Annotated in this window: 9 protein-coding genes and 2 pseudogenes; 3 read left to right on the top strand and 8 right to left on the bottom strand. The window is 63.7% G+C overall.

The window, feature by feature from the left end; translation table 11 throughout:
* Positions 1–124 (top strand): annotated as a pseudogene (locus BG842_RS31635) (phosphohydrolase); the annotation flags it as partial.
* 30 nt (positions 125–154) lie between these two features.
* Here BG842_RS31635 and BG842_RS13225 read toward each other — a convergent pair.
* The 5 genes and pseudogenes from BG842_RS13225 to BG842_RS13205 all read right to left on the bottom strand — a co-directional run bounded on the left by BG842_RS13225 (position 155) and on the right by BG842_RS13205 (position 4,628).
* Positions 155–809 (bottom strand): annotated as a pseudogene (locus BG842_RS13225) (LysE family translocator).
* Positions 810–848: 39 nt separating this feature from the next.
* Positions 849–1,562 (bottom strand): TMEM165/GDT1 family protein, encoded by a 714-nt coding sequence (locus BG842_RS13220; protein WP_069451095.1) that lies wholly within the window; start codon positions 1,560–1,562, stop codon positions 849–851.
* Between the two features lies 1 nt (position 1,563).
* Positions 1,564–2,235, bottom strand: a complete 672-nt coding sequence (locus BG842_RS13215) for a metal-dependent transcriptional regulator (RefSeq protein ID WP_069451094.1) — start codon at positions 2,233–2,235, stop codon at positions 1,564–1,566.
* A gap of 206 nt (positions 2,236–2,441) precedes the next feature.
* Entirely contained in the window at positions 2,442–3,698 is a 1,257-nt protein-coding gene (locus BG842_RS13210; RefSeq protein ID WP_069451093.1) for a Glu/Leu/Phe/Val dehydrogenase, read from the bottom strand.
* An 84-nt stretch (positions 3,699–3,782) separates the two neighbouring features.
* Entirely contained in the window at positions 3,783–4,628 is an 846-nt protein-coding gene (locus tag BG842_RS13205; protein ID WP_069451092.1) for a CoA ester lyase, read from the bottom strand.
* Positions 4,629–4,729: 101 nt separating this feature from the next.
* Between BG842_RS13205 and BG842_RS13200 the strand changes: the two genes are divergently transcribed.
* Entirely contained in the window at positions 4,730–4,915 is a 186-nt protein-coding gene (locus BG842_RS13200; protein ID WP_069451091.1) for a hypothetical protein, read from the top strand.
* A gap of 134 nt (positions 4,916–5,049) precedes the next feature.
* On the opposite strand, the gene gdhB is transcribed toward BG842_RS13200, so the two are convergent.
* Positions 5,050–6,324: a glutamate dehydrogenase GdhB gene (gene gdhB, locus BG842_RS13195; RefSeq protein WP_069451090.1), complete on the bottom strand. Its 1,275-nt coding sequence runs from the start codon at positions 6,322–6,324 to the stop codon at positions 5,050–5,052.
* Between the two features lie 149 nt (positions 6,325–6,473).
* The gene (locus BG842_RS13190) at positions 6,474–7,823 is read right to left on the bottom strand and encodes a PQQ-binding-like beta-propeller repeat protein (RefSeq protein WP_069451089.1); all 1,350 of its coding nucleotides are present in this window, start codon (positions 7,821–7,823) and stop codon (positions 6,474–6,476) included.
* A gap of 166 nt (positions 7,824–7,989) precedes the next feature.
* Here BG842_RS13190 and BG842_RS13185 point away from each other — a divergent pair, with 166 nt between their 5' ends.
* Complete coding sequence (locus tag BG842_RS13185) at positions 7,990–8,445, top strand: MaoC family dehydratase (RefSeq protein WP_007982722.1); 456 nt, start codon at positions 7,990–7,992, stop codon at positions 8,443–8,445.
* On the opposite strand, the gene BG842_RS13180 is transcribed toward BG842_RS13185, so the two are convergent.
* Positions 8,442–8,786: a DUF5658 family protein gene (locus BG842_RS13180; RefSeq protein ID WP_069449257.1), complete on the bottom strand. Its 345-nt coding sequence runs from the start codon at positions 8,784–8,786 to the stop codon at positions 8,442–8,444. The genes BG842_RS13185 and BG842_RS13180 overlap by 4 nt on opposite strands.
* Positions 8,787–9,052 lie beyond the last annotated feature (266 nt).

Genomic DNA, 9,052 nt, shown 5'->3' with positions numbered 1-9,052 from the left:
GACGGCACAGGACATCGCCCACCGACGGCTCAAGCGCGTGAAGTGGTTCCGCGAGTGGCTCGAAGAGGAGGTTCCAGAAATGGACGCCGAACCGTCCGGGTCGCCGCGCGGTGGACGACACTGAGGCGGCGGAAACGCAACCAGCAGTTTTCGGTCATACGAGCGTCGTTACGGAGTCGTAGACGAAGGACACGCCAGCGAGCGCGAGGATACCGGCGCTCACGTACGCGACGGCGGGTGCGAACGAATCGACCCGCTTTCCGGCCGCCGATAGCGCCGCCGGAAATCCCGTAATCCAGCAGGCGATTCCCGCGAAGAAACCGACGATGATTATCGGCCCGCCAGTCGAAACCGTGAGGCTCCCCGGCAGTCCGGAGAGCACGTCGAACTGACCGGGGTCGAGCAGTCCGACCCCGCCGTCAGCCACCAGATTATTTGATACGGGTTCGTGATGGCCAGCGCGAACGCTTTTCTGAATCCCTTCGCGTCCTCGTCCACCTCGTCGGTGGTGAACGTCGAGGTCGCGTCCTGTGCCGCGCCGTAGGCGAAGTACAGCATCAACAGGCCGCCGACGCCGACCATGAGTCCGCGGACGACCGGCGCTTCCCTGACGACGGCGACGACCCCCGCGAGCGCGAGAACGAAAAAACAGGCGTCGGCGGTCATCGCGCCGAGTCCGGCGAGGAATCCCGACCGCCATCCGCGGAGCACGCTCTCCTCGGCGATGACCGCGTTCATCGGGCCGGGGGTGCGGCGAGCGAGAGCCCCAAAACGACGCCCGCAAGCCCCGAGACGAGCATCTCTATCATCTACCCACCACTTTGCGTGGGACGTGTAAAAGCGCGCGGTTAGAGGTAACCCGTCCATTCGGCGAACACGAGCGCGCCGAAGGCGAGGAAGACGACCGCGGCGAGGAGTTCGAGCCACTTCGTCGGGAGGACTCGCTCGAACCGTTCGCCGATAGACGCGTCGAGACCAGTTCTGAGGCCGAGCGCCGCGACGACGCCGACGAATACCGAGAGCGGCGAGTTCGGAAACGTCGTCGAGAGATTGATGGTCAGCAGTTGGGTCTTGTCGCCGAACTCCGCGAACAGGATGAAGACGAACGTCGTCAGAACCCCGCCGTACGCACCCATTCGAGTCAACAGGCCGTCTGGAAGGAGGGTACCGCTCATACCCACGTCCACTCCGCCGCCGGTGAGCAACGGACGGTCGTCGGATTCTTCCTCGAACGTCACAATCGCGCTCCTGAGCGTCCAGAGGCCGAAGAGGACGAACAAGCCGCCGGTCAGGACGGTGATGGCGCCCCCCGGAAGAACCGTGACGATGACGTGACCGAAGACGATTTCGATGGTGCTCCAGAGGGTGAAGGCCGCCATCGCGCCCACGAACACCTTTTTCGCGTCGTAACGCGAGGCGAGTGTGACGACGACGAGTTGCCCCTTGTCTCCGAACGTGGCGAGCAGGTTGGCGAGGAACGCGGCCGCCAGCGGACCGTAGCCGTCGTAGCGCTGAACGACTTGCTGGAGACCGGTCGCTAACGGCGTCGCTGTTCCCACCATCTCACGCGAGTTCTTCGACGACGGCCCGGACGCGAATCGACCGGGCGATGGTTTCCGGAAGGCTTTGCTCACCACCGTCGACGGCGACCGTCACCATTCCGAAGGGGGCGATGTCCACGATTTCGAGTTCGGTATCCGGCGTGATACCGGCGTCGGCCAGATACCGCAACTCCTCGTCGTCGCGGTCGCTCACGCGCGCAACGACGACGTGGGAACCTTCCTCGTGTTCGGTGAGGCGCGTGGTGTCGTCCTCGTCGATGGGAGAGAGGTTCGCGTCCGGGATGGGGTCGCCGTGGGGGTCAACCGTCGGGTTCCCGAGCGCGTCGGCCACCCGTCGTTCGAACTCCTCGCTGATGTGGTGTTCCAAGCGGTCGGCCTCCTCGTGGACTTCGCTCCACGAGTAGTCCAGATGTTCGGTCAGATAGGATTCGAGCAGGCGGTGGTGGCGGAGCACTTCGAGGGCGACCGTCTCGCCTTCGGGGGTGAGTTCCACTCCCTTGTACTTCTCGCGGTCGAGAAGTCCGCGGTCGGTCAGTTTCTCTATCATGCTGGTGACCGTGGGCGGTGTCACGCCGAGATACTCCGCTATCTCGGAGGTGGCGACCGGCCCCCCATCCTTCTTCTGAAGCGTATAGATGGCTTTCAAGTAGTCTTCCATCACGTCGCTTAGCATCACTGGTCCGAATTAGACAGTTCTAAACCTTCAATTTGTCGCGTGTTCGGCGGTCGTCCTCGCGGAATGTGTCTCTCTGGCATGCGTCGTGTTCTCGTTTCAATCGTTCGGCGACGACGCTGCGTGAACGGAGCGTTCGCCGGAATCGAACTCCTGGAAAATTCGTGCCGGTCGGAAAGCCAATTCGTGAGAGTGGGTGCTCGCGTTTAGGGCCAGTTGCCGCTCTCGCTGTACGCGTCGATGACGCGCTGGAGGGAGACCACGTAGGCCGCGGTTCGGAAACTCGGCAGGTCGTGTTCCTCGTAGGCGCTCGTCAGGTCGTCGAACGCGGAGACGATGATGTCTTCGAGTTCCTCGTTGACGCGCTCTTCGGACCAGTAGAAGCGCTGACGGTTCTGTACCCACTCGAAGTAGGACACCGTGACGCCGCCCGCGTTGGCGAGGATGTCGGGGAAGACGTACACGTCGCGCTCAGTGAGCACGTCGTCCGCATCCGGCGTGAGCGGCCCGTTCGCGGCTTCGACGATGACGTCGGCCTGCACGTCCCGTGCGAGGTCGCCGTCGATGGCGTTTTCGAGCGCGGCGGGAACGAGGAGGTCCACGTCCAGCGTGAGGAGGTCCTCGTTGCTGATTTCCTCGTTGGCACCGGTGTAGCCGACGACGCTCCCCGTCTCGTTCTTGTGGTCTTTCACGTCGCGGGCGTGGAGTCCGTCGGGATTGTAGATACCGCCGCTGGAGTCCGACACGGCGACGATTTTCGCGCCGAGGTTTTCGAGCAGTTTCGCGGAAATCCATCCGGCGTTCCCGTAGCCCTGCACGGCGACGGTCGCGCCCTCCATCTCCTTGCCGAGGTAGTCGAACGCCTCGCGGGCGGTGAGCATGGTCGAGCGCCCCGTCGCCTCGACGCGACCCTCGCTGCCACCGCTTTCGAGCGCCTTGCCCGTGATGACGCCCGGTTCCGTGGTGTTTTCGAGCTTCTCGTACGTGTCCTTTATCCAGTTCATCTCGCGCTGGCCCGTGTTCACGTCGGGTGCGGGGATGTCTTGGTCCACGCCGATGAAGGGTCGGAGTTCCTTGGCGAACGAGCGCGTGACGCGCTCCAACTCCGCCTCACTGTACTCGTCGGGGTCGATGATGATGCCGCCTTTCCCGCCACCGTAGGGGATGTCCACCACGGCGGTCTTGTACACCATCCACCCGGAGAGGGCTTTCACTTCGTCGCGGCTGACGTTGGGGTGGTAGCGAATGCCGCCCTTGTACGGGCCGCGGTCGCCGTTGAACTGCGAACGGAACGCTTTGAAGGTCTCGATGGAACCGTCGTCCATTTCGACGGAGAGGTTCGTTTCGAGTATCCGCTGGGGGTGCTTGAGCCGTTCGAGAACGTCGGGTGACGCGTCGAGGTACTCCGCCGCGTCGTCGATCTGTTCCTGCAAGCTCTCGAACGGATTGGCTTGTTCGGACATCGTTTGCCAATCCCACCCACCCACTGTTAAGCATGACGAAATAAGAATGGGCTATTACCCCTAAATGAGATATAAGGGCACGGGTTAGCTATCAGCCTGCGCGTACTCCATAATCCGCTCGGCTTGCGCGATGAGCGGCGCGTCTATCATCTCTCCGCCAACTCTGAACACTCCCCGGCCCTCCTCGTCGGCCGTCGCTTTCGCTTCCAGGACCGCCTCGGCCCACTCGACCCGTTCCGGGTCGGGGGTGAACGCCTCATTGATGGGTGTCACCTGCGCGGGATGAATCGCCATCTTCCCGTCGTAGCCGAGTTGAATCGCGAACTCCGTCTCCTCGGCCAATCCGTCGGTGTCGTCGATATCCGTGTACACCGTGTCGATTGCGTCCACGTCTTCCGCGCTCGCCGCGAGGACGACGTGTTCCCGAGCGTAGAGCACTTCGGTCCCCCCCTCGGTTCGGGTCGCCCCGATGTCCGCGGAGAGGTCTTCAGCGCCGAAGACGAGCGCGTCCGTCTCGTCCACGGCCGCGATTTCGGCCGCGTTGAGGACGCCGCTCGCGGTTTCGACCAGCGCGAGGATGGGGGCCCGACAGTCGTGTTCGTCGAGCAGTCGGGCCAGCGTCTCGGCGTCGTCCGCCGACCCTGTTTTCGGGAGCATGACGGAATCGATCGTTTCCGCGCCGTCCGCGATTCCTCGGAGGTCGTCGTCCGCCGCGATTCCCGTCGGGTTGACGCGGACGCACACCTCACAGTCCGGGTCGAATTCCGGGTCGGTGAGCACGTCACGAACCGCGGTTCGAGCCTCCGCCTTCCGTTCGGGGGTGACGGCGTCTTCCAAGTCGAACACTATCACGTCGGCCCCCGCTCCGGGCGCTTTCCGCATCATCTCGGGCCGGTCGCCCGGCGTGAACATGACGCTTCGTCGTGGCATGGACGAAGCGACGCGCGGCGTCGATTTCAAGCCACCGAAGGTGCGGGCGGACCGTTCGTTCCCCCAGATATCTTTATTTCCTCTCCCGGAAGTGAACCGGTATGACACGAACGGACGAGTCGGACGAAGGCCCGGAGGCTGATTCGGATAACAACATGGGACTGGGAATCGGTCTCGGTGTCGCTCTCGGTGCCGGACTCGGCGTCGCACTGGACAACATCGCGCTCGGCGTGGGAATCGGCATTGCGATAGGCGTCGCAATCGGGGGCGGATTATCCAACCGGTAGCCGTCGCTGTTTTCGGAAATAACTGCCCGTAGACACGTCAGTGGAACAGGTATCTTCGACACAAAAAGATGACCGCACGCTTTCGTCCGTTTCGTCAGAATTTGACTCGATTCGATGCCCGAACCGAAACCGCGTTAGGGCCAGAGTCCGCGGGCGTTGTGGGCGTCCGCGATACGCGAGAGGCCGACGATGTACGCGGCGTCGCGCCACGTCACGCCGCGCTCTTCGACTTCGGCGCGCACGCTGTCCCACGCGTTCAGCATCTCGGATTCGAGTTCCTCGTTGACGCGTTCGAGCGACCACTGACGGCGGTTGATGTCCTGCAACCATTCGAAGTACGAGACGGTGACGCCGCCCGCGTTGGCGAGGATGTCGGGGATGACGTGGATGTCGCGCTTCTCGAAGATCTCATCCGCGGTGGTCGTCGTCGGGCCGTTCGCACCCTCGACGATGATGTCCGCCTGCACGTCGCGGGCGTTCGCTTCGGTGAGGACGTTGCCGATTGCAGCCGGGATGAGCACGTCCACGTCGAGTTCGAGGAGTTCCTCGTTGGGAATCGGCTCGTGGCCGTCGAACGTCGTGACGGCTTCCGGTTTCTCTTCGTGGGTCGGAATCCGGTCGATGTCGAGGCCGTCCTCGTCGTAAATCGCGCCGTTCACGTCGGAGACGGCGACGACGTTCGCGCCCCATTCGTGAAGCGAGAGCGCCGCGTTCGCGCCGACGCTCCCGAACCCTTGGATTGCAACCGTCGTGTCTTCGAGCGGGTAGTCGTAGTACTCACACGCCTCGCGGGCGATGATGGCGACCGAGCGGCCGGGCGACTCCTCGCGGCCGTAGGACCCGCCGATAACCGGCGGCTTGCCGGTGACGACGCCGGGTTGGGTTTCGCCTTCCTGCATCGAGTAGGCGTCCATGAACCACGCCATCGCCTGCGCGTCGGTTCCCATGTCGGGGGCCGGGATGTCGCGCATCGGGCCGATGAAGTCGCGCAGTTCCTCGGCGAACCGGCGCGTGAGTCGCTCTTTCTCCTCGTTGCTGAGCTCCTTCGGATTGACGACGATGCCGCCTTTGGCACCCCCGAACGGGAGGTCCATGACGGCGCACTTCCACGTCATCCACATCGAGAGGCCGATACACTCCTCCTCGGTCACGCCGGGGTGGTAGCGCATGCCGCCCTTGAACGGTCCCCGCACGCTGTCGTGCTGTGCGCGGTAGCCGGTGAAGATTTCCGTGTCGCCGTCGTCCCGCTTCAGCGGAACCGAGACGCGGTGCACTTGGTCCGGGTGCTTCAGGCGCGCGATGACGCCGGGGTCGACGTCGAGGTGCGCCGCAGCGCGTTCGAGTTGTCGTCGGGCCGTTTCAACCGCCGTTTCCGGTTCGTCCGTGGTCTGCTTCCCAGTAGATGCCATAGTGTGGACGCCTCCGACAGGCTTGCCCGTTTAGTCGGAAGCGACCGGAGAAAGACCTTACCATCCGACACCGCGTCGCTATGCAATACCACGGCACGATGTTCGGGAAAGAACATGATGGAGAGGAGATACGCGCGGGGAGAGACGGGTTACGGGGGAAGAGCGTAGACCGTCCCGGCGACGTCCCCGACGTAGATGGCATCGCTCCCCACCGCTGGCGCGCCGACCAACGAATCGTGTGCCCGGAAATGCCACCGGAGACGACCGTCGGCCCGGTCGAGGGCGAGCAGTAGTCCGTCGTCGTTGCAGACGTACACCAGTTCGTCCGTGACGACGGGCGACCCCCACACGCGTGCGCCGGTTTGGACGCGCCATCGAACGGCCCCGTCCCGCGCGTCGAGCGCCAAGACGCTCCCGTCCGCACAGCCGACGTAGACGATGCCGTCCCCGACGGCGGGCGACGACCAAATGCCGTCGTCGGCCTCGTACCGCCACTCCGTCTCGCCCGTCTCGGCGTCGAGCGCGTAGATGCGGTCACCGTCCACGGTCCCGACGTACGCCGTGTCGCCGATGACCGCGGGTGCGCCAGCGATGGCGAGAGACGGTGCGAAGCGGAAGCGTTCGTCCCCGCCGTCCACGTCGTGGGCGAACAGGCCGCCGTCGAGTCCAGTCGCGTAGAGGGTTCCGCCCGCGATTCGCATCGACGTGAGTGCGCGCGCCGGACTCCGGAACGACGCGGTTTGCTCGCCGGTCACGGCGTCGAGCGCGGACACCTGCCCGTCCCGCGCCGCGACGTAGAGCGTATTGCCGAGCAGTATCGGCGACACCTCCACGCCCGCGTCGGCCTCGAAGGTCCATTCCCGCGCCCCGATCGCTCCGTCGAGGGCGAACAGATTCCCGTTTCGGTCGCCGACGTAGGTCAAATCCAGGCCCGGCACCGGCGACCCCACCGCGTTGGCCGCCTGAAACAGCCAGTCGCTCACGCCGTCCCGTCGGTCGATACGACAGACGAATCCGTTCTCGGTTCCGACGTACACGGACCCGTCCCTGACGACGGGCGAGGTTTCGACCGGGCCGCCGACTTGGGCGTACCAGCGCGTGTGGGCGCGCCTACTGTCGTCTGTCGGAGCTATCGGTGCCGTCCGCTCCGTCTCGACGTCGGAGGAGGATGTTCCGCTTTGGGTCTCCGGTTCGGCGTCGATACCGGCGTCGGCGGGCGCTCGTGACGAATCCGGTGCATCGACACCGCCGTCGGATATGAACGTGGTTCGCTCCTCCGAGGACGCTTCGTCGGTCGTCGTAGACCGTTCGAACGACCATTCGACGCTCCGCGAAATCGTGGCATCGCCGCGTCGCACCACCTGGTCGAACTGAAACTCGCCGGTCGCGTTTATATCGAACGCGTCACGTCGTCCCGTCCCCCCGAACTCCGACGGCGTTTCAGTCTGCTTTCCGTCACGATTCCCCTCCGTCGCCCGTCGCGTGTCCTCTCCATTCATATTTTATCTCTGACCTGACGTTGGACTGATTATCACTCCATTCGAATACTATCTACTTTGTTATGAACCGATTACGCCCGACCATCGGGCGTGCAACAGTCGAAACGGTCGTGACAATCGCCTCCAGACCGACAGGATTTTTCCCCCACTCATCGCAGGAGTTCGCATGACGGGACTGTACTACGAGGAGTTCGAAGTGGGCCAAACCATCGAACACGAGAAACGGAGAACTATCAGCGAGAGCGACAATCAGCGGTTCTGTGATATGACGATGAACCAACAGCCACTCCACTTGGACGCCGACTTCGCGGCGGACACCCAGTTCGGCGAACGGTTGGTCAACGGACTGTACACGATGAGCGTGGCGGTGGGCGTTTCGATTCCGGACACGACCGACGGCACCATCGTCGCCAACCTCTCGTACGATAACGTCTCACACCCCGAGCCGGTGTTCCACGGGGACACCATTCGCGCCCAGTCCACCGTCACGGACAAGCGCGAGACGAGCGACGGCGAGCGCGGCGTCGTCACCATGAAGGTCGAGGTCTTCAAAGTCGATGGAGACGACGAAACGCTGGTTTGCGAGTTCGAGCGGACGGTGCTCTCGCTCAAGAAACCCTAGTGGAAGAACAGTGAGAGGTTCACGACCACGGCGAACAGCCACGGGAGGGCGAGGCCCGCCGGGACGAGTGCCACGTACTCCTGCGGAATCAACGTCCGCCCGACGAACCCCACGCCGAGCGCGAACGCCTTCAACCCGACGAGCGAGAGGAAGCCGAACTGGCCGAGCGCGTGGCGTGCGACCGGGTTCGATTCGGTGAGCCCCGCCTGCAACCCGGCGTACGTCGTGAGTAAATCCCCGACGAGTGCGAGGATGACGACGGCCCAGAGCAATCGCTCGATGCCGCCGAAATCGAACCAGTCCGTTCGCTGATACCGGTAGGAGAACTGCTGATGGCTCATGGATGATGGCGCGGGAATTCCACGTCATCCACACGCACGGCGGAACGGTGCTTTATTATGAACCGGCTTATCCGGCTTAGAGAGGGGCTAAACCCTCGAAGTCGTTCGGCTTACAGAATCGTACCGTGTTTCTTGTCCGGCAGGTCCTTCTCCAAGCCCGCGTAGAAGTCGTAGCGCTGGACGAGTTCCTCGCGGAGGGTGCTCGGCGGAACGATGTCGTCGATGACCATCTCGCTCGCCATGCGGTGGACATCGATGTCCTCGCG

Origin of the sequence: Haladaptatus sp. W1, assembly GCF_001723155.1 — an archaeon.
Lineage (GTDB): Archaea > Halobacteriota > Halobacteria > Halobacteriales > Haladaptataceae > Haladaptatus > Haladaptatus paucihalophilus.
Note: the sequence above shows the minus strand (reverse complement) of the source record. Positions and strands in the feature narration are given on the sequence as shown.

Coding starts and splice junctions, on each gene's coding strand:
- BG842_RS13220 (WP_069451095.1), bottom strand. CDS start 1,562: ATGGTGGGAACAGCGACGCCGTTAGCGACCGGTCTCCAGCAAGTCGTT.
- BG842_RS13215 (WP_069451094.1), bottom strand. CDS start 2,235: ATGCTAAGCGACGTGATGGAAGACTACTTGAAAGCCATCTATACGCTT.
- BG842_RS13210 (WP_069451093.1), bottom strand. CDS start 3,698: ATGTCCGAACAAGCCAATCCGTTCGAGAGCTTGCAGGAACAGATCGAC.
- BG842_RS13205 (WP_069451092.1), bottom strand. CDS start 4,628: ATGCCACGACGAAGCGTCATGTTCACGCCGGGCGACCGGCCCGAGATG.
- BG842_RS13200 (WP_069451091.1), top strand. CDS start 4,730: ATGACACGAACGGACGAGTCGGACGAAGGCCCGGAGGCTGATTCGGAT.
- gdhB (WP_069451090.1), bottom strand. CDS start 6,324: ATGGCATCTACTGGGAAGCAGACCACGGACGAACCGGAAACGGCGGTT.
- BG842_RS13190 (WP_069451089.1), bottom strand. CDS start 7,823: ATGAATGGAGAGGACACGCGACGGGCGACGGAGGGGAATCGTGACGGA.
- BG842_RS13185 (WP_007982722.1), top strand. CDS start 7,990: ATGACGGGACTGTACTACGAGGAGTTCGAAGTGGGCCAAACCATCGAA.
- BG842_RS13180 (WP_069449257.1), bottom strand. CDS start 8,786: ATGAGCCATCAGCAGTTCTCCTACCGGTATCAGCGAACGGACTGGTTC.